This is a genomic window from Nonomuraea soli (genome assembly GCF_013761175.1).
In the GTDB taxonomy this organism is placed as follows: Bacteria; Actinomycetota; Actinomycetes; order Streptosporangiales; family Streptosporangiaceae; genus Nonomuraea; species Nonomuraea soli.
Window position 1 is genome coordinate 461,298 of sequence record NZ_JACDUR010000009.1, and the last position, 24,519, is coordinate 485,816.

The 24,519-nt window shown below is 70.6% G+C and carries 20 protein-coding genes and 1 tRNA gene; 4 read left to right on the forward strand and 17 right to left on the reverse strand.

Annotated elements, in window-relative coordinates; translation table 11 throughout:
* Positions 1 to 9 precede the first annotated feature (9 nt).
* Positions 10 to 1,623: a glycoside hydrolase family 27 protein gene (locus tag HNR30_RS41175; RefSeq protein ID WP_181615595.1), complete on the forward strand. Its 1,614-nt coding sequence runs from the start codon at positions 10 to 12 to the stop codon at positions 1,621 to 1,623.
* 49 nt (positions 1,624 to 1,672) lie between these two features.
* Here the strand turns inward: HNR30_RS41175 and HNR30_RS41180 are convergent, their stop codons facing one another.
* From HNR30_RS41180 to nadD, 7 genes are all read right to left on the reverse strand, one after another.
* Positions 1,673 to 2,971, reverse strand: coding sequence for an extracellular catalytic domain type 1 short-chain-length polyhydroxyalkanoate depolymerase (locus HNR30_RS41180; protein ID WP_312895010.1), 1,299 nt, complete (start codon positions 2,969 to 2,971; stop codon positions 1,673 to 1,675).
* An 11-nt stretch (positions 2,972 to 2,982) separates the two neighbouring features.
* Entirely contained in the window at positions 2,983 to 4,446 is a 1,464-nt protein-coding gene (locus tag HNR30_RS41185) for an endo-1,4-beta-xylanase (protein ID WP_246380136.1), read from the reverse strand.
* A 493-nt stretch (positions 4,447 to 4,939) separates the two neighbouring features.
* Positions 4,940 to 5,012, reverse strand: a tRNA-Ala gene (locus HNR30_RS41190).
* A gap of 65 nt (positions 5,013 to 5,077) precedes the next feature.
* Complete coding sequence (locus tag HNR30_RS41195) at positions 5,078 to 5,704, reverse strand: histidine phosphatase family protein (RefSeq protein WP_181615597.1); 627 nt, start codon at positions 5,702 to 5,704, stop codon at positions 5,078 to 5,080.
* The gene (gene rsfS / locus HNR30_RS41200) at positions 5,701 to 6,096 is read right to left on the reverse strand and encodes a ribosome silencing factor (protein ID WP_181615598.1); all 396 of its coding nucleotides are present in this window, start codon (positions 6,094 to 6,096) and stop codon (positions 5,701 to 5,703) included. The genes HNR30_RS41195 and rsfS overlap by 4 nt, the downstream gene beginning before the upstream one ends.
* A gap of 81 nt (positions 6,097 to 6,177) precedes the next feature.
* Positions 6,178 to 8,034, reverse strand: coding sequence for an ABC transporter ATP-binding protein (locus tag HNR30_RS41205; protein ID WP_312895011.1), 1,857 nt, complete (start codon positions 8,032 to 8,034; stop codon positions 6,178 to 6,180).
* 30 nt (positions 8,035 to 8,064) lie between these two features.
* Positions 8,065 to 8,676 (reverse strand): nicotinate-nucleotide adenylyltransferase, encoded by a 612-nt coding sequence (gene nadD / locus HNR30_RS41210; protein WP_181615599.1) that lies wholly within the window; start codon positions 8,674 to 8,676, stop codon positions 8,065 to 8,067.
* 94 nt (positions 8,677 to 8,770) lie between these two features.
* Between nadD and HNR30_RS41215 the strand changes: the two genes are divergently transcribed.
* Both HNR30_RS41215 and HNR30_RS41220 read left to right on the forward strand, forming a co-directional pair.
* On the forward strand, positions 8,771 to 9,787 hold the full coding sequence (locus HNR30_RS41215; RefSeq protein WP_181615600.1) for a M48 family metallopeptidase: 1,017 nt from the start codon (positions 8,771 to 8,773) through the stop codon (positions 9,785 to 9,787).
* Between the two features lie 51 nt (positions 9,788 to 9,838).
* Entirely contained in the window at positions 9,839 to 10,594 is a 756-nt protein-coding gene (locus tag HNR30_RS41220; protein WP_181615601.1) for a neutral zinc metallopeptidase, read from the forward strand.
* Between the two features lie 106 nt (positions 10,595 to 10,700).
* On the opposite strand, the gene HNR30_RS49750 is transcribed toward HNR30_RS41220, so the two are convergent.
* The 10 genes from HNR30_RS49750 to HNR30_RS41270 all read right to left on the reverse strand — a co-directional run bounded on the left by HNR30_RS49750 (position 10,701) and on the right by HNR30_RS41270 (position 23,546).
* On the reverse strand, positions 10,701 to 13,052 hold the full coding sequence (locus HNR30_RS49750; RefSeq protein WP_312895012.1) for a serine/threonine-protein kinase: 2,352 nt from the start codon (positions 13,050 to 13,052) through the stop codon (positions 10,701 to 10,703).
* A 70-nt stretch (positions 13,053 to 13,122) separates the two neighbouring features.
* Entirely contained in the window at positions 13,123 to 13,284 is a 162-nt protein-coding gene (locus HNR30_RS41230) for a hypothetical protein (RefSeq protein WP_181615602.1), read from the reverse strand.
* A gap of 49 nt (positions 13,285 to 13,333) precedes the next feature.
* Entirely contained in the window at positions 13,334 to 14,578 is a 1,245-nt protein-coding gene (locus HNR30_RS41235) for a glutamate-5-semialdehyde dehydrogenase (RefSeq protein WP_181615603.1), read from the reverse strand.
* Positions 14,579 to 14,602: 24 nt separating this feature from the next.
* The gene (proB, locus tag HNR30_RS41240; RefSeq protein WP_312895013.1) at positions 14,603 to 15,721 is read right to left on the reverse strand and encodes a glutamate 5-kinase; all 1,119 of its coding nucleotides are present in this window, start codon (positions 15,719 to 15,721) and stop codon (positions 14,603 to 14,605) included.
* Between the two features lie 79 nt (positions 15,722 to 15,800).
* Positions 15,801 to 16,754, reverse strand: a complete 954-nt coding sequence (locus tag HNR30_RS41245) for a right-handed parallel beta-helix repeat-containing protein (RefSeq protein WP_181615604.1) — start codon at positions 16,752 to 16,754, stop codon at positions 15,801 to 15,803.
* 114 nt (positions 16,755 to 16,868) lie between these two features.
* Positions 16,869 to 18,221, reverse strand: a complete 1,353-nt coding sequence (gene obgE / locus HNR30_RS41250) for a GTPase ObgE (RefSeq protein WP_181615605.1) — start codon at positions 18,219 to 18,221, stop codon at positions 16,869 to 16,871.
* Between the two features lie 449 nt (positions 18,222 to 18,670).
* A complete protein-coding gene (gene rpmA / locus HNR30_RS41255) occupies positions 18,671 to 18,928 on the reverse strand; it encodes a 50S ribosomal protein L27 (protein WP_181615606.1) in 258 nt (85 codons plus the stop codon).
* Positions 18,929 to 18,943: 15 nt separating this feature from the next.
* Positions 18,944 to 19,246, reverse strand: coding sequence for a 50S ribosomal protein L21 (rplU, locus tag HNR30_RS41260; RefSeq protein WP_181615607.1), 303 nt, complete (start codon positions 19,244 to 19,246; stop codon positions 18,944 to 18,946).
* Positions 19,247 to 19,423: 177 nt separating this feature from the next.
* A complete protein-coding gene (locus HNR30_RS41265) occupies positions 19,424 to 22,576 on the reverse strand; it encodes an Rne/Rng family ribonuclease (protein ID WP_246380139.1) in 3,153 nt (1,050 codons plus the stop codon).
* A 178-nt stretch (positions 22,577 to 22,754) separates the two neighbouring features.
* Positions 22,755 to 23,546: a TIGR03936 family radical SAM-associated protein gene (locus HNR30_RS41270; RefSeq protein ID WP_376771781.1), complete on the reverse strand. Its 792-nt coding sequence runs from the start codon at positions 23,544 to 23,546 to the stop codon at positions 22,755 to 22,757.
* Positions 23,547 to 23,724: 178 nt separating this feature from the next.
* Here HNR30_RS41270 and HNR30_RS49755 point away from each other — a divergent pair, with 178 nt between their 5' ends.
* Positions 23,725 to 24,348: a HesA/MoeB/ThiF family protein gene (locus HNR30_RS49755; protein WP_181615608.1), complete on the forward strand. Its 624-nt coding sequence runs from the start codon at positions 23,725 to 23,727 to the stop codon at positions 24,346 to 24,348.
* The last annotated feature ends 171 nt before the right edge of the window (positions 24,349 to 24,519 follow it).

Consider the following 24,519-nt stretch of genomic DNA (forward strand, 5'->3'; position numbering starts at 1 on the left):
GTGATGTCCATGCGCAGGAAACGAACCCGAGCACTGCTGGCCACGATGGCCCTGGCGGCGGCGCTCACCCCCGCAGCGCAGGCCCAGGCGCTGGAGAACGGCGTGGGCCGCACCCCGCCGATGGGCTGGAACACCTGGAACACCTTCGGCTGCAACATCAACGAGACGCTGATCCGCCAGACCGCCGACGCGATGGTGAGCTCCGGCATGCGCGACCTCGGATACCAGTACGTCGTCGTCGACGACTGCTGGTTCGACCCGAACCGCGACTCCGCCGGCAACCTGCGGGCCAACCCGTCGAGGTTCCCGAGCGGCATGAAGGCGCTCGGCGACTACCTGCACGCCAGGGGCCTGAAATTCGGCCTCTACCAGGCTCCCCTGGACCGGACCTGCGCGCAGTACTTCGGCTCCTATCCCGGCGCCACCGGCAGTCTCAACCACGAGGTCCAGGACGCCAGGCAGTTCGCCGCCTGGGGCGTCGACTACCTCAAGTACGACTGGTGCTCGCCCACCGGCACCATCGACGACCAGGTCCGCACCTTCGCCAAGATGCGCGACGCCCTGGCCGCCACCGGGCGGCCGATCCTCTACAGCATCAATCCCAACAGCATCCACGAGAAGACCGGCCCGCAGCGCAACTGGGGCGACGTCGCCAACATCTGGCGCACGACCGAGGACATCACCAACGTCTGGAACTCCGGCCAGGCCAACGGCTACCCGATGGGCATCCAGAACATCGTCAACGTCAACGCGCCCCTGTCGGGCTACGCCAAGCCGGGGCAGTTCAACGACCCCGACATGATGGTGGTCGGCCGAGGCGGCATGACGGACACCGAGATGCGCAGCCACTTCGCCCTGTGGGCGATCATGGCCGCGCCGCTGATCGCCGGCAACGACATGCGGAACATGGACGCCGCGACAGCCACGATCATGAAGAACCAGAACCTGATCGCCATCAACCAGGACCCGCTCGGCCTCCAGGCGACCCAGATCGTCAACGACGGCACCCGGCGCGTCCTGGCCAAGCGGCTGAACAACGGCGACGTCGCGGTCGCGCTGTTCAACCAGGGTGGCAGCACCACGACGATCAGCACCACCGCCTCGGCGATCGGCCTGTCGGGCAGCTCCTTCAGCCTGCGCGAGGCCTGGACGAACGCGGTCACCTCGACCACCGGGAGCATCTCGGCGAGCGTGCCGTCCCATGGCACGGTCGTGTTCAGGGTCAGCGGCGGGACACCGAACCCCGCGTCCACGATCCGCGGCGTCCAGTCGGGACGGTGCGTCGACGTCACCGGAGCCTCCCAGACGAACGGCACCAGGGCCGCGCTCTGGGACTGCCACGGGCAGAGCAACCAGCTGTGGACCTCCACGGCCGCCGGTGAGCTGCGCGTCTACGGCAGCAAGTGCCTCGACGTGAACAACAACGGCACCGCCGACGGCACCAGCGTGATCATCTGGGACTGCAACGGCCAGAACAACCAGAAGTGGCGCTTCAACACCGACGGCAGCATCACCGCACTCGGCGCGAACAAGTGCCTGGACGCCGCAGGCACGGCGAACGGGGCCGGCCTGCAGATCTGGTCCTGCAGCGGGGCCGCCAACCAGCGGTGGGCACGCCCCTGAGAAAACGATCCGCGCTGCCGTCCTTCACGGACGGCAGCGCGGAGCTGTTTCAGACGCGGGTCCAGCGCTGGTTGTTGCCGCCCCAGCACGAGTAGAGCTGGAGCCGGGCGCCGTTACCGGTGCCGGTGGCGTCCAGGCACAGGCCCGACTGCACGCCGACGATCGTCCCGTCGGCGTTCACGCGCCACTTCTGGTTGGCGCCGCCCCAGCACGAGTAGATCTGCACCCTGGCCCCGTTGCCCGTTCCTGCGGCGTCGAGGCACTTGTTGCCGTAGACGCGCAGTTCCTGCGCCGAGGTGGAGGTCCACTGCTGGTTGGGGTTGGAGTGGCAGTCCCACAGCTGCACCTGCGTGCCGTCGGTCGTGGAGGCGTTCGGCACGTCCACGCAGCGCCCGGACGCGACACCCCTGATCTGGCCGCCGGGGTTCGGCGCGGACGTCTCCAGGCCGAAGAACCGGATCGCGTGCACGGCCATGCCGGGGTGCGGCAGGTTGTGCCCCGCCCCGGTGATCGTGTACGCCTCGACCTGGCCGGACCCGTAGACCCTGCGTGTCCAGCCCGACTGCGGGCTGGTGGTCGAGGTGGGCGTCTGGCTCACCCCGTGCACGTCGGTCCACTGGTCGACCTGCTTCTGCAGCATGCTGAAGTTCAGCACGTCGTCAGCGGTGCCGTGCCAGGTCATCAATCTCGGCCGCGCACCGGTGTAGCCCGGGTAGGCGTTGCGGACCAGGTCGCCCCACTGCCGCGCCGTCCGGTCGCCGCACCCGGGCGGGCCGAGGCAGCCGTACGGCACGCCGGCGAAGGGGGCGCCGGCCTTGAACACGTCGGGATAGGTCGCCAGCAGGTTGACCGTCTCCATCGCGCCGGAGGAGAACCCGGTGGCGAACACCTTGGCCGGGTCGGCGTTGTGGCGCTGGACGACGTAGTTCACCATCGACACGATCGAGACCGGGTCGCTGCCTCCGCCGTGTCGCAGCGCCTCGGGCGACCACACGTCGAAGCAGTTCGACAGGCCGTTGGCGCTCTTGTTGGCCTGCGGGTAGATGACGATGAAGCCGTGCCGGTCGGCCAGCGACGCGAACTCGGTCTGCCGGTGGAAGTCGACCGCACGGCCGTTGCAGCCGTGCATCGCCACCACGATCCCGGGACGCGAGGCCACCGTGTCGGGCACGTAGAGGTGCATCTGGATGTTGCCGGGGTTGGCCCCGAAGTCGCCGATCTGGGTCAGCGTGGCCGCTCTCGCCTGGGGCGCGAGGGCCACGAGCCCGGCCAGGACGGTGATCAGCACGACGACAACCGTCGAGATCACCGTCCCGGCCCCGATCGGCACCGGCTGGTGCCGTCTCACGATGCCGCCTCCTAGCCTCGGTTCCAGGTCCACTTCTGGTTGTTGCCGCCCCAGCACGAGTAGAGCTGGAGCAGGGTTCCGTTGCCGGTGCCGTTGCCGACGGCGTCGAGGCACAGACCCGACTGCACGTTGGCGATGGAGCCGTCGGCGTTCACGCGCCACTTCTGGTTGTCGCCGCCCCAGCAGGAGTAGATCTGCACCCGGGCGCCGTTGGCGGTGCCGCCGGCGTCGAGGCACTTGTTGCCGTAGACGCGGATCTCCTGCGCCGAGGTGGAGGACCACTGCTGGTTGGGGTTGGTGTGGCAGTCCCACAGCTGGACCTGCGTGCCGTCGGTCGTGGAGGCGTTCGGCACGTCGATGCACCGGTTGGAGGCCACGCCACGGATCTGGCCCGCGTCACCGGGGTTCTGCGTGGTCGTCGGCGAGGACGTCGGGTTGGGGCCGGCGTTGTTGAGGGCGTTCAGGACCGAGGTGTAGGCGGCCTTCTTGTTCCCGTTGCCGTCGAAGAGCAGCGCGCTGGCGCCCGAGCCCAGCCACGAGTCGGTGTCACGGACGCCCCACACGGTGACGCCGGTGCATCTGGCCACCGCCAGGCAGTCGTTGACCACGTTGGCGTAGGTGGTCGCCGAGCCGCCCTGGATGTCGAGCTCGGTGATCTGCACGTCGACTCCCAGGGCGGCGAAGCTCTGGATGGTCGTGCGGTAGTTGCTGTTGTAGGGGCTGTTGCTGTTGAAGTGCGACTGCAGGCCGACGCAGTCGATGGGCACGCCGCGCTGCTTGAAGTCGCGGACCATGTTGTAGACGCCCTGCGTCTTGGCCCAGCTCCAGTTGTCGATGTTGTAGTCGTTGTAGCAGAGCTTGGCCGACGGGTCGGCGGCGCGTGCGGTGCGGAAGGCCACCTCGATCCAGTCGTTGCCGGTCCGCTGGAGGTTGGAGTCGCGCCGGCCGCCGGAGTTGCCGTCGGCGTAGGCCTCGTTGACGACGTCCCAGGCGTAGATCTTGCCCCGGTAGTGGCCCATCACGCCGTTGATGTGGTTGATCATCGCCTGGCGCAGGGTGCTGCCGGACAGCGACTGCATCCATCCCGGCTGCTGGGAGTGCCAGGCGAGCGTGTGGCCGCGTACCCGCTTGCCGTTCTGGACGGCCCAGTTGTAGATCCTGTCGCCGGCGGTGAAGTTGAACTGCCCGCGGTTGGGTTCCGTGGCGTCGATCTTCATCTCGTTCTCGGCGGTGATCATGTCGAACTCGCGGTTCGCGATCGTGGTGTACGCCTGGTCGCCCAGCTTGCCCGAGGCGATGGCGGTGCCGAAGTAGCGGCCGCTCTGTTGCGCGGCGGCGGCCAGCGTGGTGGCCGCCGCGTCCGCGGGCAACGACACGACCAGCGCGGTGCCCATGACGCCGAGCGCGCCGACGACACCGGCGATCCTGCGCAGGACGCCGCTACGTCCGTGCGCGGGGGTGGGTAAGGCCTTCATGCCCATGCCTGACTCCAGACTGAAATGACGGAAGAGGTAACGCGGGGAATCCAGTGATCGACGCCGCGCCCCGATCCGGTGCGCACACCACGATGGCGTCCGGCGGCCCTCACCGATCACCACATCAGGCGGGGCCGACCGTCTCGGGGATCAGTCTGGAAACGCGACCGAAACATGTCAACACCTAAGCGAAATTTTCGGTGACGCAGACGGCTCATCCCGTGGCCCGGAGCACGGCCGCCGAAAACACCTGTGAAATTTTCACCCCCGTCTTCCTGCCCATACGGGCCTGACGGGGGCGCTTACCGGGCCACACCTCTTGACGGCATCCGGCCCGCCGTATTGACTCGCCGTCATCACCACGATCCCGACGGTGCCGAAGGAGGACCGGACACCGGATTGTTAGCGCTAACAGCAGGACGGCACCACACGTCCTGAGCCAACGAAAAGGAGGCGGTGTCGTCGACACCGCCTCCGCACAACCTCACAGGAGTGGAGCTATGGGGATTCGAACCCCAGACCTCTTCCATGCCATGGAAGCGCGCTACCAACTGCGCCATAGCCCCTGGTCACCGCTTCGAGCCTGCTCGTTGCGGCGCTCGGAGAGCATATCGGCTCCGCGAGGATTCGCCTAATCGGCGACCGGGATGTCGTCGCTGTTGATCGGCTCCGGAAGGGTGCCGGCGTTGTGCTCCAGCAGCCGCCAGCCGCTGCGGCCCTCCTCCAGCACCGACCACGAGCAGTTGCCGAGCCCACCGACGGCCGACCACAGCTCCTGCGGAAGCCCGAGCATGGCGCAGATGCCCAGCCGCAGCGCCGCGCCGTGGGAGGCGATGACGAGCAGGCCGTCGTCGTCGAGCTTGGCGGCCCAACGGCGCATCGCCGCGGAGACGCGGGCGGCGACGTCGGCGACGTCCTCACCCTCGGGCGCCTCCCAGGCGATGTACTCCTGCGGCCAGCGAGAGGCGATCTCCTCGCGGGTCAGGCCCTCCCACAGGCCGCCGCCGCGCTCGCGCAAGTCCTTGTCGACGTGGACGTCGAGGTCGACCAGCCGGGCCACGGCCAGCGCCGTGTCGTTGGCGCGCCGCAGGTCGGAGGAGACGACCAGGGTGGGACGGAGCGAGGCGAGCAGGGAGCCCGCCCGCGCCGCCTGGGCGATGCCCGTCTCGTCGAGCGGGATGTCGGTGTGCCCCTGGAAACGGTGTTCGACGTTCCACAGGGTCTGCCCGTGGCGCAAGCAGACGATTCGCTTGCTCAATTACGGCCCCGCTGCTGGTTGACCTGCTGCACGCTCTCGGGCAGCGCGATGGCGGGGCAGTCCTTCCACAGGCGCTCCAGCGCGTAGAAGGTGCGGTCCTCCTCGTGCTGCACGTGCACGACGATGTCGAGGAAGTCGAGCAGGACCCAGCGGCCCTCACGCTCGCCCTCGCGGCGCACCGGCTTGGCGTCGGCCTCGATGCGCAGGCGGTCCTCGATCTCGTCGACGATGGCGCGCACCTGACGGTCGTTGGTGGCGGAGCACAGCAGGAAGGCGTCGGTGATCACGAGCTGTTCACTGACGTCGTAGGCGAGGATGTCATCGGCCAGCTTGTCCGCCGCGGCCTCGGCGGCGATCTTGACGAGCTGGACGGCTCTGTCGGATGCGGTCACGATGTGGGTCTGTCCTCCATGGATGACTAGTACCCTTTCAGGTTACCCTTCCCCGGCCGGGGCGCTCACCTGCAATTCCTGTCACCCGGCGTAGGCCTTGGCCTGGAGGGTGTACATCTCCGCATATACCCCGCCGCGTTCCATCAGCTCGGCGTGGTCGCCGCTCTCCACGACACGCCCGCGCTCCAGCACGTAGATGCGGTCGGCCCACCGCACGCTCGCCAGCCGGTGCGTGATCATGAGCACGGTCCGCTGCACGGCGTGGCGCCGGATGCTCTCGAAGATGGCGTGCTCGGAGCGGGCGTCGAGTGCCGCCGTGGGCTCGTCGCAGATCAGCAGCGGCGCGTCCCGATACAACCCGCGCGCGACGGCGATGCGCTGCCACTGGCCGCCCGACAGCTCCGTCCCGCCCCGGTAGGCCGGGTCGAGCAGGGTGTCCAGCCCGTACGGCAGGCGCTCGACGACCCGGTCGGCACCCGAGGCGGCCAGCACGCTCGCGGGCGGCCTGGCCGTACTCAAGGTGATGTTCTGCCCCGCGGTGAACGGCCAGTGCGTGAAGTCCTGCGCGATGACCGCGATCCGGCCGCGCAACGCGTCGCGGTCGATGTCACGCGACTCCACGCCGCCCCAGCTCACCGTGCCCTCCTCCGCCAGGTAGAGACCGCCGACGAGCTTGGACAGGGTGGTCTTGCCCGAGCCGTTCTCCCCGACCAGCGCGACCACCTGGCCGGGCTCGATCTCGATGCTCACCCCGCGCAGCGCCGGTTCCTCGGCGCCCGGGTAGGTGAAGCTCGCCTCGCGCACGCTGACGCGGTCCAGGTCGGCGGGCGCAGCCGTACCTCCCTGAGGGGAGATCCGTTCCTGAGCGCGCGTAAGGAAGTCGCGATAGTCGGAGAAGTACAGCCCGGCCTCGTAGGCGGAGTTCAGCCCGTACAGGAACGAGCTCGTGGCGGATCCGGCCCGCTGGATGGCCAGCACGGCGGTCGCAGCGGCGGCCAGCTCGACCTGACCCGCCCACAGCAGCACGCCGAGCACGACGTAGACCGCGCCGTCGGCCACTCCGCCCAGCGTGCTGCCCACCACCGTGGTGAGTTGCTGCCTGCGCGCCGCCCGCAGCTCGTAGCGGGTGATCCAGCTGTAGACACGTTCGAACTCGGCCAGCAGGTGGCCGCGCATGCCGTAGGAGCGCACCTCGGCGGCGGAAGCGCGCTCGGTCATCAGATCCTGCAAGGTCCGCTGCCTGCGGTTGGCCGCCGCGATCCCCGCGTTGACCTGGTAGCCGACCCGGGCGGAACGCACGCTGGCCCAGGTGGTCGGCACGGTCGCCAGCAGCACCAGCGGCATGAGGAGCGGATGCAGCACGCCCAGCGCCCCGGCGATCGTCACCAGGCCGAACAGCCCGCCGATGCTCCCCATCACGGCCCACAGCAGCCAGGTGGCGCCGCGCACGGATAGGGCGGAGGTGCGCTGCACCTGGTCGTGGAAGTCGGGGTCGTCGAAGGCCGCCAGCTCGACCCGCGTGGTCAGCTCGACCAGCCGGGTGCTGATCGTCTGGGTGATCTGCGGCTCCAGCCGGGCCTTGATCCAGGCGGCCGCCTCCCTGAAGGCCGCGCGTAACACCATCGACGCCACGACCGCCACGATCGCGGGCATCGCCGCCCGGATGCGCTCGCCGGTCGGCACCGCCTGGAAGAGCCGGGTGAGCACGTCGTTGGTGGCCAGCAGGCCGAAGGCGGTGAACAGCTCCGCGGCCATCGTCGCGCCGAGCATCACCACGGTGTCGGCGCGGCTCGTGCGCCACGAGAGGATCAGCACCTCTCGCACGAGGATCGGCAGGCGGCGCAGCATGGTGAGCAGCCCGGACGCCGCGACCTCGGCGTCGTGCATCCACCACGGCTGCTCGACCAGTTCGACGCCGTCGAGCGTTTCGTCCCCCACAAGGAGCACTATCACCGCCGACCGGCGACATTACCCCTGATATAGCCCCCGTTTTCCGATGTATTGCACGATTCCATCAGGCACCAGGTACCAGATCGGCTCGCCGTTCTCCACCCGCTCGCGGCACTGCGAGGAGGAGATCGCCAGCGCGGGCACCTCGATGAGGCTGACCTTGCCGTGGGGCAGGCCCGGGTCGCGCAGGGTGTGGCCGGGGCGGGTGCAGCCGACGAAGTGGGCCAGCTCGAACAGCTCGTCGACGTCCCGCCAGCTCAGGATGGCCGCCAGCGCGTCGGCTCCGGTGATGAAGTACAGCTCGGCCTGCGAGCCGTAGATGTCGGCCACGTCGCGGAGCGTGTCGATGGTGAACGTCGGTCCGGGGCGGTCGACGTCGACCCTGGAGACCGAGAACCGGGGATTCGACGCGGTCGCGATCACCGTCATCAGGTACCGGTCCTCGGCCGCCGACACCTGCTTGTCGTCCTTCTGGTACGGCCGGCCGGTCGGGACGAACACGACCTCGTCCAGATCGAAGTGGTGCGCCACCTCACTGGCTGCGACCAGGTGCCCATGGTGGATCGGGTCGAAAGTGCCGCCCATGACCCCGACGCGGCGCTTACCCTCCCCACTCGGTGCATTCATCATGGATCGGACCATACGCGCAAGCCGTATGAAGCTTTACGGCACCCCCTCTTCAATGAACCGCGCACCACACCATTCGCGGACGTAGCATGCCCGCATGACGACCACCCCGGATCGCAGCCGCGTCCAACTGCCCGGCATCTCATCCCGTGCCTACGAACACCCCGCAGACCGGTCCGCGCTGGTCGCTCTGCGCAAGCTGAGCGGGTTCGACACGGTTCTCAAGCAGATGTCCGGTCTCATCAGCGAACGCCGGCTCCGCCTCATGTACCTGGCCTCGGCCGTGCGCGCCAGCGAGACCCAGTTCCGCTCGGTCTACGACATGGGCCGCGACGCCGCCTACACCCTCGACCTGCACCGGGTCCCCGAGATCTACGTGCAGCAGGACCCGCGCGTCAACGCCATGGCCATCGGCTTCGACGACCCGTTCATCGTCGTGACGACGGGTCTGCTGAACCTCATGAACGAAGAGGAGCAGCGTTTCGTCATCGGCCACGAGACCGCCCACATCCTGTCGGGCCACGCCGTCTACCGGACGATGCTCATCATCCTCACCCAGCTCGCCACCCGCGTGGCCTGGATCCCGCTCGGCTACATCGGCCTGCGCGCCATCGTCGCCGGCCTCGAGGAGTGGTTCCGCAAGTCCGAGCTGTCGTGCGACCGCGGCGGCCTGCTCACCGGCCAGGACCCCGAGACCGCCAAGCGCGCCCTGATGAAGCTCGCCGGCGGCGACTACACCCACGAGATGAACATCGAGGCCTTCCTCGCCCAGTACCAGGAGTACGACACCGCCGGTGACCTGCGCGACGGCTTCCTCAAGGTGCTCAACCTCCTCGGCACCACCCACCCCTTCGCCGTCGTCCGCGTCGCCGAGCTCGACAAGTGGCACCGGCGCGGCGAGTACGAGCGCATCCTCTCGGGCGACTACCCCCGCCGCGAGGACGACGCCGACGTCAAGGTCACCGACGAGATCAAGGCCGCCGCGGAGTCGTACCGGCGCTCCTGGTCGGAGTCGCAGGACCCGTTCATCGGCGTGCTTCGCGACGTCGCCGAGGGAGCTGTCAACGCCGGTGAGCGCATCTTCAACCGCTTCGCCCGCCGCGACGGCAACTGACGGCGCCAGGAGGTTGCTCACGGGGCGGCTTTGACCGTATCGTCCCGCCCCGTGAGACTCCCCGCCATCGCCGCACTGAGCTGCGTCTTCGTGCTGGCGTTCACCTCCCCCGCCGCCGCGTACCCGATCAACGAGCCCGAGCTCACCGGCAACGCGCTCTACTCCTACGGCCCGCTGCCCGAGTCGGACTGCGCCGAGAAGCCGGTCGACCCCAACAACGTGAGCGCGGCCAAGAACTACCTGCGCGGCCTGTTCTCCTGCCTCGACTCCACCTGGGGCCAGTACCTCGCCGCCAACGGCGCGGAATCCGACCCCATCAAGGTCGTCTTCGTCAAGAAGATGCCCAGGAAGTGGTGCGGGAGCGCCACCGGCTCGGCGAACTCGTCCTACCGCTACTGCGACGAGACCAAGACCGTCATGTTCAAGCTCGGAAGCAGCTGGCTCGACTACCCGGAAGACCTGTGGCTCTTCCACATGGCTGCCACCGCCTACGGCTTCCACGTGCAGAATCTGGTCGGCATCACGCACGCCTACGACCGCGCCCCCTACAAGGGCAAGGCCGAGCTCAACGAGCAGATCCGCCGCCACAGCCTCCAGTCCGACTGCCTGAGCGGCGCCTTCCTCAAGAGCATCTGGCCGCTCAAGGGCCGCGACAGCGGGGACCTGGCCGAGCTGTACGACCTGTTCGAGAGCGACCCCGAGTACGGCAAGGCACGATCGCAGCGTTACTGGGTCAGGGAAGGCTTCGCCAACGCCGACCCGGGTGACTGCAACACCTGGAGCGCCTCCTCCACCAAGGTGGCCTGATCACGTGACTTCCTGATCGCCGCCTCTCGACAGGGCCGGGCGCGGGTTCGCCACCGGGTGAGCCCGGCTCGTGCAACACGTGGGCCGCGCCCTCGTCGAGGGTCTCCTAGCCGAACAGCAGAGCGATCGCGCGCACGGCGGCCGTGCACAGGGCGACGAACCCGCCCAGCACGGCCAGCGCCCGCAGGCCCTCGCGCCTCAACTGGGGCAGCCGTGCGCCGACCCGCTCGATCTCCCGGCCCAGAATGCCGCCGCAGACGACGCCGAACACGACGCCCGCCGCCGTGACCGGCGCGATCTGCTCCCACCAGACGGCTCCGAGCTCGCCGCCCGCCACCGCCCAGAGCGTCGCCCCGGCGATCGCGACGGCCGGGATGCCCGGCCACACCACGACGGTCACGGCCGACGCGGCGGCCGCCACCGGGAAGAGCAGGACGCGCAACGTTACCCTGACCTTGCGCGAGGCGCGCTTGTGCACCGACCAGTGGCCCAGCCACAGGGTGCGGGTCAGGATCACGAACACGGCGGTGATGGCGACGGTGGCCACCGGCCAGATGAAGGTCGCCACGACGCACGGCACCGCGAGCACGGCCAGGACCACCAGGGCGACGTTCCCTTGCGGGAGTGCCGTGGTGCTGGGCTCGGCTCCCGCGGCCGCGCGTGCTCTGGCCCGCACCTTGCGGCTCCGCGCCGCCGGGCCCGCCTCGGCGGCGCTTCGCGCGTCGACCGACGAGCGGCCGGCCAGCTTGGCCTCGGCGCGGAGCTTGGCCCGGGACTCACCCGAGACCCTGGCCGCCGCCCTGGCCTCCTGCGCGGCGGTGCGGCTGGAGACGGCCCCTCGCGCCTCGGCGGCGGACCGGGTCGTGACGCGCGGCTCCGCCCCTCCGGCTCGGGCCGCCGCCCGCGCCTCCCGCGCCTCCCGTGCTTCCGCCCCTCCAGCTCTCGCTGCCGCCCGCGCTTCCCGCGCTTCACGCGCCTCCGGCCCTCCGGCTCGGGCCGCCGCCCGCGCCTCCGCGCTCCCGGACCTGGCAGCCGCTCGTGCTTCCCGCGCCTCCCGTGCCTCCTGGGCCGATGATCGGCTCGTCGTGCGCGGCTCGGGGGCTCCGGACCGGCTCGCCGCCGCCGTGCCACGCGCGTCGTCGGAGGCACGCCCCGCGACCCGCGCATCGCCGGGCGTACGGCCCGCCGCCGCTCCTCGCGGTTCCCCCCCGGCCCTGGCGTCGGCCGCAGCCGATCGCCCAGAGGCCGCAGCCCCACGCGCCTCCGCCGCACCGGGACGCCCGGAACCCGCGGCCCCACGCCCGTCCGCCGAAGACCGCCCGGAAGCCGAAGCGCCACGCCCGTCGCCCGAGGACCGCCCAGACCCCGCAGCCCCACGCGGCTCGGGCGCGCCCGACCGTCCGCGCGGCTCCGTCGCGCCCCGCCCTTCGGCGGCCGAGCGGCCGGGCGTGCCGGCACCGCGCGACTCCCCGGAAGGCCGCCCCGTGGACGCACGCCCCTCACCGGAGCGACGCCCAGGTCGCGACCGCTCACCCGTGGTGCGCCCCTCCTCCGAACGCCCGGGACGCGACCGCTCACCCGTGGTGCGCCCTTCCTCCGTGCGCCCGCGCGGTCCGCCGCCCTCGACGGGGGCGCGCGGCTGCGGCGGCGAGTCCTGGGAGTCGGCCGAGGCCTTGGCCAGCCGCGTCAGCCGGTCGGCGAGCAGCGCGGCGGTGGGCCGCTTGGCGGGCTCGCGGTTCAGCGATGCCCTGACCAGCGGCAGCAACCCGGCAGGCACCCCCTTGAGGTCCGCCTGCCCGTTGAGCACGTTGTACATCTGCGCCTCGGCCGTACCCCGCCCGAAGGTGGGCCGTCCGGTGGCGGCGAAGGCGACGGTGGCGGCCCACGCGTAGACGTCGGCGGGCTCGGCCACCTGCTCGTCGGCGAACAGCTCGGGCGGCGCGTAGCCGGGGGTGCCGAGGAAGGTGCCGGTCAGCGTCAGCCGGGTGGCGTCGCTGACCTGGGCGATGCCGAAGTCGATCAGCACCGGGCCCTCGGAGCCCATCAGCACGTTGGCGGGCTTGAGGTCGCGGTGGACGATCCCGGCGGCGTGCACGATGGCCAGGGCGGTGGCGATGCCCCTGGCCAGGTCGACGAGCTCGGAGCCGAGCAGCGGGCCGCCCCGCCGTACGCGGTGGAGCAGCGTGTCGCCGTCGATGTACTCCATGACCAGGTAGGGCCGGTCGCACTCCAGGTCGGCGTCGAGGACCCTGGCGACGTACGGGCTCTCCACCCGACGCAGCGCCCGGACCTCGCGGTCCAGCCTGACCCTGGACTTCTCGTCGTCGACCAGGTCACGCAGGACCTTGATCGCCACCTGCTCACCACGGCGGCTGCTGGCGAGATAGACCTCGCCCATCCCGCCCCGGCCGAGCTTTTCGAGAAGGGCGTAGGGCCCGACCTTGCCGAGCTTGCTCACCGTCCCTCCCCTGCGCCCATAAGGGCACAACTTTAACCGTCACTGCCTCTCGGTTGGCTGAGGCGCGCCGTTACTTCGAAAGGAGGTTGTCGAGCTCGGCCCGCTCGTCGGCGATCTTCTTGCGTCCCTTGCGACGCCAGTGGATGTGTCCTCGTCCCTCCAGCCAGAGCAGCAGCCGGTCGGCGCAGAAGAGCACCACGGCGGCGAACACCAGCGCGATCACGATCTCCATGTCACCCAGTCAAGCCGCTACCCACGGCGAGAACACGGTGACACGCCGTCTAGCTGCGGATGTGGCCGTCGCCCGTGTAGATCCACTTGGTGGAGGTGAGCTCGGGCAGGCCCATCGGGCCGCGCGCGTGGAGCTTCTGGGTCGAGATGCCGATCTCGGCGCCGAAGCCGAACTCGCCGCCGTCGGTGAAGCGGGTGGAGGCGTTGACGGCGACCGCGGCGGAGTCGACGAGCGCCACGAACCGCCGGGCTGCGCCCTGCGAGCGGGTGACGATCGCCTCGGTGTGCGCCGAGCCGTACTTCCTGATGTGCGCGACGGCCTCGTCGAGCGAGCCGACGACCTTGGCGGCGATGTCGAGCGACAGGTATTCGGCGTAGTAGTCGTCGTCGGTGGCCTCGACCGCGCCCTGGGCGACGAAGGCGGGGTCGCCGTGGACGGTCACCCCGGCGCCGGCGAGCGCGGCCATGGCGAGCGGCACGAACGTGCCGGCCACGTCGGCGTGGACCAGCAGCGTCTCGGCGGCGTTGCACACCGAGGGCCGCTGGACCTTGGCGTTGAGCAGGATCGTCAGCGCCAGGTCGAGGTCGGCCTCGGCGTCGACGTAGACGTGGCAGTTGCCCACCCCGGTCTCGATGACCGGAACCGTGGACTCCTCGACCACGGAGTTGATGAGCGAGGCGCCGCCGCGCGGGATCAGCACGTCGACCAGGCCGCGGGCGCGCATGAGCTCCTTGACGGAGTCGCGGGTCAGTCCGGGCACGAGCTGCACCGCCCCGGAGGGCACCTCGGTGTCTTCGAGCGCCTCCTGCATGACCTTGACCAGCGCGGTGTTGGATTCGTAGGCGCTGGAGGAGCCGCGCAGCATCACGGCGTTGCCGCTCTTGAGGCACAGCGCGGCCGCGTCGACGGTGACGTTGGGCCGGCCTTCGTAGATGATGCCGATGACGCCGAGGGGCACGCGGACCTGGCGCAGCTCCAGGCCGTTGGGCAGGGTGGAGCCGCGCGCCACCTCGCCGACCGGGTCGGGCAGGTCGGCGATCTGGCGTACGGCCTCGGCGATGGCCTCGATGCGCCCGGCGTCGAGCCTGAGCCGGTCGATCATCGCCTCCGAGGTGCCGCTTTCGCGGGCCTTGGCGACGTCGAGGGCATTGGCCTCGACGATCGTCTCGGTGGCGGCCACCAGCGCGTCGGCCATGACGCGCAACGCCCGGTCCTTCGGCGCCCGCGGGAGCGGAGCCAGCTCGGCGGCGGCGTCACGCGCCGCGTGGGCGACCTTCAGGAACTCTTCGGACATCACGCTCTCCAATGACCGGGGGTCTCAGCTGTGGGAATCCAGTATGACGATGTCGTCGCGGTGGATCAGCTCGCGTTCGTATTCCGGACCGAGCGAGCTGGCCAGCTCGCGGGTGGAGCGGCCGAGCAGACCCGGGATCTCGCCCGCGTCGAAGTTCACCAGCCCGCGCGCGACCACCCGGCCGCGCGGCCCGCACAGGTCGACGGGGTCTCCCGCGGCGAACTCGCCCTCGACGGAGACCACCCCGGCGGGCAGCAGCGACTTGCGCCGGGTCACGACCGCCTCGACGGCGCCGTCGTCGAGCACCAGCCTGCCCCGCCCGGTGGTGGCGTGGGCCAGCCACAGCAGCCGGGTGCCGGGGTGTTTGCCGCCCGGGTGGAAGTAGGTGCCGACGTCGGCGCCCGCGAGCGCCTGGGCGGCGTGGGCGGCGGCGGTCAGCACGACCGGGATGCCGGCGCCCGTCGCGATGCGCGCGGCCTGCACCTTGGTGACCATGCCGCCGGTGCCGACGGCCGAGCCGTTGCGCCCGATCTCGACGCCTGCGAGGTCTTCGACGCCGCGCACCTCGGCCAGGCGCCTGGAGCCGGCCCTGGACGGCGGCCCGTCGTAGAGCGCGTCGACGTCGGACAGCAGCACCAGCGCCTCCGCCCTGGTCAGGTGGGCCACCAGCGCGGCCAGCCGGTCGTTGTCGCCGAAGCGGATCTCGTCGGTGGCGACGGTGTCGTTCTCGTTGACCACCGGCACGATGCCCAGCTCCAGCAGCCTGTCGAGGGTGCGCTGGGCGTTGGCGTGGTGGGAGCGGCGCATCATGTCGTCGGCGGTGAGCAGCACCTGGCCGACGCGCAGGCCGTAGCGGGCGAAGGAGGAGGTGTAGCGGGCGACCAGGACCCCCTGGCCGACCGAGGCGGCGGCCTGCTGGGTGGCCAGGTCGCGGGGCCGGGCGCTCAGGCCCAGCGGGCCGAGGCCGGCGGCGATGGCTCCCGAGGAGACCAGGACGATCTGCGCGCCGCTCCTGCGCCGGGCCGCGAGCACGTCGACGAGCGCGTCGACCCGGTCGACGTCGATCGTGCCCTGCGGGGTCGTCAGGGAGGAGGAGCCGACCTTGACCACTACTCTCGACGCCGCGCTGATCTGTTCCCGCACGCCCTGAACCCTATCCGAGAGCGCGTGCCGTACCCGCCCGCATTCCGGCATGCGAGACCGGGCACGCAGGGACGGCCGCCTAGCCCTCCGACGGGTGGACGGCGGACTTGCCGCCCTCCCAGACGTTGTCGCGCCAGACGTTGCCCTTGCCGGAGCCGTCCCAGCCGGTCACCGGGCCCCAGAATCCGCCCTTGGGGAAGGGGTCGCGCAGGAACACGTTCCCGATGATCTTGATACCGGTGGGCGTGCCCTTCTTCCCGCCTCCGGCGTACAGGGCGTACCCGCCGCCGGCCAGGATGTTCTTCTCCACGATCGTGTCGCGGGGCACCCCGAAGTCCTGGAAGAGCGCGACCGCCGCCGTCTGCTTGACGGTGTTGATGATCGTGTTGCGCCTGATCACCAGCGACAGGCCCTTCTGGGCCTCTCCCGTCGACAGGATCATGTCGACGTGGTCCTGCGGGAACTCCAGCGGGTCGTGGAAGTAGGAGTCCTCGATGAGCCCGTGGTCGGTCTGGATGCCGTTGGAGATCACCGAGATGTCGGTGCGCCGCACGGTGAGCATGCCGCCCTGGTTGAGGATGCCGAACTGCATCTGCTCGGTGCCGTTGCCGCGGATCTCGCTGTCGACGATGGTCAGCCCCGAGGCGCCCTTGCGCTGGATGACGCCCCAGTGGCCGACGTTGACGATGCGGCTGTTGCGGATCGTCACGTTGTCGGCCTGCACGGAGACCTCGCCCTCGATGTCGAGGCCGTCGAGCACGGTGCCGTCCTTGACGACCCTGATCGAGCCGCGCTTGGACAGCTCCACACCGTCGGGCACGCCGGTGTTCGAGGCGTTCGGCCAGCCCTTCAGCTGCCCGGTGCGGTCCTTGGCCGGTGTGGCCGCCGGGCTGGTCGCGGGAGCGGCCGAGGCGGACGCAGACGTGGACGCCGACGCGGTCGCCGACGTCTGCGACACCGGCACCACGGTCGACGTCTGCGGTGTGCACGCCACCGCGGCCATGCAGACCAACGCCAGCCCCACGTTACGCATGCCCGGCTCCACCCGATGGACGACAAAGGATTGCCAGCACGCTCGCAGGCCGCCGATCACCCCGTCAAGGACAAACAGGACAATTGCTCTGCCAAGATCCGAGCGCTCCGGGATCTAGCCTAGGCGGTTGTCGGTTCCCCGCGGCCCCTGCCGGACGGCTTCGGCATTCAGGGTCGGCTGCCAGTCGAAGATGTAGCCGTCCTCCATGGAGCCGATGATGACCTCGGCGCCCGCGGTCGCGCCCGCCTTGACCAGTTCCTGCTCGATGCCCAGCCGCTCCAGCCGGTCGGCCAGGTAGCCGACGGCCTCGTCGTTGGTGAAGTCGGTCTGCCGGATCCACCGCTCGGGCTTCTCCCCGGTCACCTGGAACTGGTTGTCGCTCACCTTGCGGACCGCGAAGCCGCTCTCGCCGAGCTGCTTGGGCCTGATCACCAGGCGCGTCGGCTCCTCGACCGGCTTGTTCGCCCGCGCCGCGGCCACCCACTCGCCCATCGCGAAGATGAACTCCTTGAGCCCCTCGTGCGTCGCCGCCGAGATCGTGAAGACCTTCAGGCCCTTCGCCTCGAACTCCGGCGTGACGATCTCCGCCAGCTCGCGCGCGTCGGGCACGTCGGCCTTGTTCAGCACCACCATGCGCGGCCGGTCCTCGAGCTCGCCGTAGGCGTGCAGCTCGTACTCGATCGCCTCGTAGTCGGAGATCGGGTCGCGTCCGGGCTCCATCGTCGCCATGTCGATGACGTGGACGAGCATGTCGCAGCGCTCCACGTGGCGCAGGAACTCGTGGCCCAGGCCCTTGCCCTCGGAGGCGCCGGGAATCAGTCCGGGCACGTCGGCCACGGTGAACACGGTGTCGCCCGCCGACACCACGCCCAGGTTCGGCACCAGCGTCGTGAACGGGTAGTCGGCGATCTTCGGCTTGGCCGCCGAGATGGCCGCGATCAGCGACGACTTGCCGGCGCTCGGGAAGCCCACCAGCGCCACGTCCGCGACGCTCTTCAGCTCCAGGACCACGTCGAGCGCGTCTCCGGGCTCGCCCAGCAGCGCGAAGCCGGGCGCCTTGCGCTTGGTCGAGGCCAGCGCGGCGTTGCCCAGACCGCCGGGACCGCCCTTGGCGATCACGTAGCGGGTGCCCGCGCCCACCAGGTCGATCAGCACCTCGCCGGTGCGGGAGTCCTTGACCACGGTGCCGTTGGGCACCGACAGGATCACGTCGCCGCCGTTGGCGCCGTCGCGGTTGGCGCCCATGCCCTGCTTGCCGTTCTCCGCCTTGCGGTGCGGCCTGCGGTGGTACTCCAGGAGCGTCGCCGTGCTCGGGTCGACCTCGAGGATCACGTCGCCGCCGCGCCCGCCGTTGCCCCCGTCGGGGCCGCCGAGCGGCTTGAACTTCTCACGGTGCACGGAGGCGCAACCGTGCCCCCCATCGCCGGCTGTGATGTGCAGCACCACTTGGTCGATGAAGTCCGGCATCGTCGCCCCCACTGTTCGCTCTCGCCCGGAGCTTCCGGGCCTGGTCCCGCGCGGCGATCCGCCGCACGCCACTGCCCCTCATCCCGAGAGGCCCGCTTACGCGGTCCTGCTGTTGTACGGCACGCATGGGTCACCCCCACCCGCCGCACGGGGCCGGGGCCTGTCCAGGGAGACGGCCGGCCGGCGTGCGTGGCCGGCCGCCGTGACGATCCCCGTGGACGCCGCCCCTCTGAAGGTCTTCCCTCCAGGTGGGTGACGTCACCCCTTCCCGGCCGTCGCGTAACGGCGGCCGGCCGCGCACGCCTCCTGGCCGTCTCCCTGGACGGAGCCCGGCCCCGTGCGGCGCCTGGGGGTGACCCATGCGTGCCGTAAAGAAACCTGTGAACACAAAGATCGAGGGGCGGACCGGAAGATCCACCCCTCGATCGATAACGCCGTACGGCGCGAGATTACTCCGCGACCGGGACGATGCTGACGGCCTTGCGGCCGCGCTTGAAGCCGAACTGCACGTGACCGGCGGTCAGCGCGAACAGCGTGTCGTCGCCACCACGGCCGACGTTGTCACCCGGGTGGAAGTGGGTGCCACGCTGACGCACGATGATCGTGCCGGCGTTGACGAGCTGACCACCGAAACGCTTGACACCGAGCCGCTGAGCGTTCGAGTCACGGCCGTTCCGGGTGGAGGATGCGCCCTTCTTGTGTGCCATTTCTCAAACTCCCAATCAGGCCTGGTTGATGCCGGTGACCTTGACCTGGGTGTACCGCTGGCGGTGACCCTGGCGCTTCTTGTAACCGGTCTTGTTCTTGTACTTGAGGATCCGGATCTTCGGACCCTTGGTCTCACCGAGGATCTCGGCCGCGACGGTGAACTTGCCCGCCTCGGTGGTCACATCACCATCGTTGACGACGAGGACCGTCGGCAGCGAAACGGTGGAACCGACCTCGCCGGCGACCTTGTCGATCTCAAGGACGTCACCGACGGAGACCTTCTGCTGCCTGCCGCCGCTACGGACGATCGCGTACACCGCGGAACCCTTCTGCTGAACTAATGGATGCTGCGCTCTGCATCCGGCTGGTTGTCGGTTAGCGACGAACCGGGTGGGCGCGCAAACAGGGCGCGCCACCAAGCGCACCGATTGACCAGGGTACCGGATGAACGGCACCCTCGTCGAACCGGACGGATCGTCGGGCAGCCCGCCGAATCAGTCGGCGGACTTGGCACGGCGGGAGCGTCGCCGCCCCCTGCCGGAAGTCTGGTTCGCGGAGTCGTCCTCGGTCGGGACGTCCTCCAGCGCACCGGTCACAGTATCACGGTTCGGAGCCGCCGAAGCCGCGGACACCTTGTCCGCGACCGCCTTCTCCACCGCCATCTTGCCCTGCGTGCCGCGAGCCTCGGACTTGGCCTCCACCGGCTCGGTGGAGACGATCAGCCCACGCCCGTTGCAGCAGTCACACGGCGTCGAGAAGGCCTCCAGGAGGCCCTGTCCGACCCGCTTACGCGTCATCTGCACAAGACCCAGCGAAGTCACCTCCGCGACCTGGTGCTTGGTCCTGTCGCGCGCCAGGCACTCCAGGAGCCTGCGCAGGACCAGGTCCCGGTTGGACTCCAGGACCATGTCGATGAAGTCGATCACGATGATGCCGCCGATGTCGCGCAGCCGCAGCTGGCGCACGATCTCCTCGGCCGCCTCCAGGTTGTTCCTGGTGACCGTCTCCTCCAGGTTGCCGCCCTGGCCGGTGAACTTGCCGGTGTTGACGTCGACCACGGTCATGGCCTCGGTCCTGTCGATCACCAGCGAGCCGCCGCTGGGCAGCCAGACCTTGCGGTCGAGCGCCTTGCCCAGCTGCTCGTCGACGCGATAGTGCGCGAAGACGTCGCCCTCGGACTCGTCCCACCTCGACAGGCGGTCCTCCAGGTGCGGCGCGACGTAGCGCACGTACTCCTCGACCGTCTCCCAGGCCTCCTCGTCCTGCACGACCAGCGAGGAGAAGTCCTCGTTGAAGACGTCGCGCACGACCCGGATGGTCAGGTCGGGCTCGGCCGACAGCAGCTCGGGCGGCGAGGCCGACTTGGCCTTCTTCTGGATGTTCTCCCACTGCGCCGACAACCTCGCCACGTCGCGGCCGAGCTCCTCCTCCGAGGCGCCCTCCGCGGCCGTGCGGACGATCACGCCGGCGTTCTCCGGCATGACCTTCTTCAGGATGCTCTTCAGGCGCGTGCGCTCCTTGTCGGGGAGCTTGCGGCTGATGCCGGTCATCGAGCCGTCGGGCACGTAGACCAGGTAGCGGCCGGGCAGCGAGATCTGGCTCGTGAGCCTGGCGCCCTTGTGGCCGATCGGGTCCTTGGTGACCTGCACCAGCACCGACTGGCCGGACTTCAGCGCGGTCTCGATGCGCTTGGGCTGGCCCTCGAGGCCGGCGGTGTCGAAGTTGACCTCACCGGCGTACAGGACGGCGTTGCGGCCCTTGCCGATGTCGACGAAGGCGGCCTCCATGGAGGGCAGCACGTTCTGGACCTTGCCCAGGTAGACGTTGCCCACGTACGACTGCGAGGCCTCGCGGTTGACGTAGTGCTCGACCAGCACGCCGTCCTCCAGCACCGCGATCTGCGTGCGGTCGCCGATGCGGCGCACGACCATCATGCGGTCGACGGCCTCGCGCCGGGCCAGGAACTCCGACTCGGTGATGATCGGCGGACGGCGGCGGCCCAGCTCACGGCCCTCGCGGCGGCGCTGCTTCTTGGCCTCCAGGCGCGTTGAGCCCCTGACGCTCTGCACACCGTCGGCGGCCACGTCGAGCAGGGCCGCGGCCCGGCCGCTACGCGGCGCGCGGATGCGCACGACCGTGTTCGGCGGGTCGTCGGCGGTCGTGGCGTCTTCGGAGTCGTCGCCCCGGCGGCGACGGCGACGGCGGCGGCGGGAACCGACACCCGACTCCTCGTCGCTGTCGGCCTCGGCGCTCTCCTCCTCGGGACCCTCGTCCCCGTCCTCGGAGTCGTCGGCGTCGTCACGCTCGCGGGCCTTGCCACGGCCCCTGCCGCCACGACGGCGGCGACGGCGGCGGCTGCCGGACTCCTCGCGGTCGAGGTCGTCGCCCTCGTCACCCTCGTCGTCGCCCTCGTCGAGCTCCGCCTCGTCGGCCTCGGCGGGCGCCGGAGCGGGGACGGGGACGGGCACGGGCACGACCGGCTCGACCCGGGCGGGGATCGCCTGGGTGGGGTCGGGCGCCTGGAACAGCGGGGTGAAGATCGCGGCGGGGCGCTGGAACGTCGCTCCGGGCTGCTCCGCGCCCCTGGCGGAGAAGCCGAAGGGGTCGGCGAGCAGTCCGGGACGGTCGATGGGCTCCACGTCGAGGTCCTCGCCCGCGGGCTCGTCGTCGAGCGGCTCGTCCTCGGGCAGCTCTTCGAGGATGTCGCCGGTCACGGGCTCACCGGCCCGCCGCGCGTCGGGAGCGCCCACACCCTCGGCCGCGTCCTCGTCGTCGTCGGCGCCGAGCGCGGCCTTGATGGCACCGGCCTTCCCGCCCCGGGTGGTCCTGGTCGCGGCCGCCTTACGCGTGCGGCGCGTGGTGCCGGCCGGAACCTCGTCCTCTGCCGCCGCCACCGCCTCGATCGCCGACTCCAGCACCGACTCGGCGACGGACTCCGGCACGGCCTTCTTCCGCGAGCGGGTGCGCTTGACGGGCGCCTCCTCAACAGCCTCACCGGCCGAGGCAGAACCACCGGCCACCGAACCAGCCGCCACCGAACCACCGGCCGCAGAACCGGCCGCCGCGGAACCACCCGCCGTCGAACCGGACGCCGCAGAACCGGACGCCGTGGAATCGGCCATCACGGGACCCGCCGTCATGGACCCTGCCGACGTCGAACCCGCCGACGTGGCGATGTCGTCCGCCGGAGCGGCCTTGGCCCGCCGGGCCCGGCCCTTGCTCGCCGGAGCCGGAGCGCTCGCCGCCTCGACGACGGCGGCACTGCCCGCGGTCGTCGTCACCACGGGCGCGGCGCCCTCGTCGACCTCGGGAGGCGGCCCCGCGGCCCTGGTCGCCTTGCGGACCGGCGCGGCCGAAGCCGCGGGCTCCTCGACGAGCGAGGCACTCCCCCCGGTCGTGGCGGCGGCCTCAGAGACGGCCTCAGCGGCCTCGGCGGCCTCGGCCTTCTTGGTCGTACGGCGGCGCGTGGTGGCGGCCTTCTTCGGCTTCGCCTCCTCGGCCCCTCCCCCGACGACGATCACGCTCGGCGTGTCGTCGGGCGGAGCCCCGGCCGGCCTGCTGGCCGAGCGGCGCCGCGTCGCACTGGTTTCTTCACTTGTGTCCCCGTCGGTGCTTGCCGCACCGGCGTTGGGCTCGTTGTCGAGCATGCGGGCGTTCTCCCGTCAGCCCCCGGGCGCAGGGTCTGCGCCGCGCAGAGGCATTCGTGTTTCGTTGTCCGCCCGTGTCCCCCGTGAGGGAGGCGCGGGCGCCAAGTTCTGTCAGCCGGCCGCGCCCGGGGGCACGACCTGGCGAGCACCGGCATCCGACAAGTCGGACGAGGCCCGCCTAACCGCCGACGTGCTCGTCCGCCGGTCCCGCGTCGCCGCCGCGCGTGGTATCGCGGTCAAGGTCGAACGGGTCGGCAGGCTCACCGGTCGCATCGAGCGGCCCCTGCGCCAGCCTGGTTACCTCGGGGGGAACCGGCGGCGCGAAGTCGGCCACATGACGCAAACCTGCGAGCACGTCGTCGGGTCGAACGGCAGGAGTCACGTGCCGCACAACCATGCGCAGTATGACACACGACTGCCCGGGCACCTGAGCTGCGGTTCTCCGTGTTTCCCCTGCAGTTGCCGTTTCTCCTGCAGTTGCCTCGATGGTTCCCGAAACCACCTCAAGTGCCAGCACCGCCTCGCGCGCGTCGAAACGACGCATGCCCTTCTTGGTCAGGCGCTCGACCTCGACGACCTCCGCCGCGAGGAACTTCTCCACCGCGACCAGTGCCGACCCCGCGTCGGCTCCGGGCAGGCGGAGCTCCCACACCGATGCCTCCAGCCGTTCGGCGAAGCCGGACGAGCGCGCCTCGACGACGTCGAGCACGTCGATGCCGGGCGGCAGGGACGCGTCGAGGTCAGCGCGCAGCCGACCAGGGTCGCACGGCTCGGTGACGCCGATCTCGAGATACTCGGCCTCGCTGGCGACGCCGGTCGGCGCCGCACCCGCGTAGGAGATCTTGGGGTGGGGTGAGAAGCCCGCGCTGAAGGCCACCGGGATACCGGCACGGCGGACCGCCCGCTCCACAGCCCGCGAGATGTCGCGGTGGCTGGTGAAACGCAGGCGGCCGCGCTTGGCGTAGCGCACACGCAGGCGCTGCGCCGTCGGCGCGGGGGCGGGCCCTTCGGGAACAGCTTTCAGAGCGATGTCTTCCTTCCAGAGTCAGAGTTACTTCTCTTCAGGATAAGGCCGCGACCGAGCCGCGAACCCCGCCCTGACCTCCAAGATCTTGACCAGCCTCGGACGATTCTCACATATTGGTCAAGTGCGCCTACCCCGCGTGAAGCCCGAGCACCACCCCCACCGGCTGGCAAGCGGCACCGTCCGTCTCGGCGGCGCCCTGTACGGCGTCGCGTCGGACATCGACGACCCGCACGGCTGGGCGTGGACCGCCCTCACTCTCCTGGACGGCACGCGTACCCCGGAGCATGTCGCCAGGGAGCTGGCCGAGCACCATCCCGAGCTCGACAGGGACGACGCGGACGGCATCGTGGAGGCCCTGCTGGAGTCCGGCCACATCGAGGAGGCCGACCCGCCCGCCTGCCCGGAGCTCACCGAGGCCGAGCAGCAGCGGCACCGCCGTACCCGCGACTACTTCCGCTGGGTGGACCGTACGCCGCGCGCGCACGGCTGGGAGGCGCAGGTGATGCTCAAGCGCTCGTCCGCCGTGGTCGTCGGCCTCGGCGGCACCGGCGGGCACGCCGCGTGGTCGCTGGCCGCCTCCGGCGTGGGCAGGCTGCACCTGGTCGACCCCGACGTGGTGGAGCTGTCGAATCTCAACCGCCAGGTGCTCTACACCGAGGCCGACGTCGGCAGGCCCAAGGCTGAGGCGGCCGAGCAGGCGCTCGGGCGGGTCAACTCCGGCGTCGAGCTGTCGCATTCCCGCTAGAGGGTGGACGGGCCCGGCGAGCTGGCCGGGCTGGTCGAGGACTTCGACGTCCTGGTGTTGTGCGCGGACGAGCCGCGCGAGCCGTACGGCATCCGCGACGGCGGGCCTGTCGGGCCAGCTGGTCGCGCACGACACGATCGCGCTGCTCACCGGAACGTTGCCGGGCCCGCC

Excerpts from the sequence above, each read along its gene's own strand:
- HNR30_RS41245 (WP_181615604.1), bottom strand. The coding sequence starts at position 16,754 with ATGCGTAACGTGGGGCTGGCGTTGGTCTGCATGGCCGCGGTGGCGTGC.
- HNR30_RS41265 (WP_246380139.1), bottom strand. The coding sequence starts at position 22,576 with ATGCTCGACAACGAGCCCAACGCCGGTGCGGCAAGCACCGACGGGGAC.
- obgE (WP_181615605.1), bottom strand. The coding sequence starts at position 18,221 with ATGCCGGACTTCATCGACCAAGTGGTGCTGCACATCACAGCCGGCGAT.
- HNR30_RS41185 (WP_246380136.1), bottom strand. The coding sequence starts at position 4,446 with ATGAAGGCCTTACCCACCCCCGCGCACGGACGTAGCGGCGTCCTGCGC.
- rpmA (WP_181615606.1), bottom strand. The coding sequence starts at position 18,928 with ATGGCACACAAGAAGGGCGCATCCTCCACCCGGAACGGCCGTGACTCG.
- HNR30_RS41235 (WP_181615603.1), bottom strand. The coding sequence starts at position 14,578 with ATGTCCGAAGAGTTCCTGAAGGTCGCCCACGCGGCGCGTGACGCCGCC.
- HNR30_RS41175 (WP_181615595.1), top strand. The coding sequence starts at position 10 with ATGCGCAGGAAACGAACCCGAGCACTGCTGGCCACGATGGCCCTGGCG.
- nadD (WP_181615599.1), bottom strand. The coding sequence starts at position 8,676 with ATGATGAATGCACCGAGTGGGGAGGGTAAGCGCCGCGTCGGGGTCATG.
- HNR30_RS41230 (WP_181615602.1), bottom strand. The coding sequence starts at position 13,284 with ATGGAGATCGTGATCGCGCTGGTGTTCGCCGCCGTGGTGCTCTTCTGC.
- HNR30_RS41215 (WP_181615600.1), top strand. The coding sequence starts at position 8,771 with ATGACGACCACCCCGGATCGCAGCCGCGTCCAACTGCCCGGCATCTCA.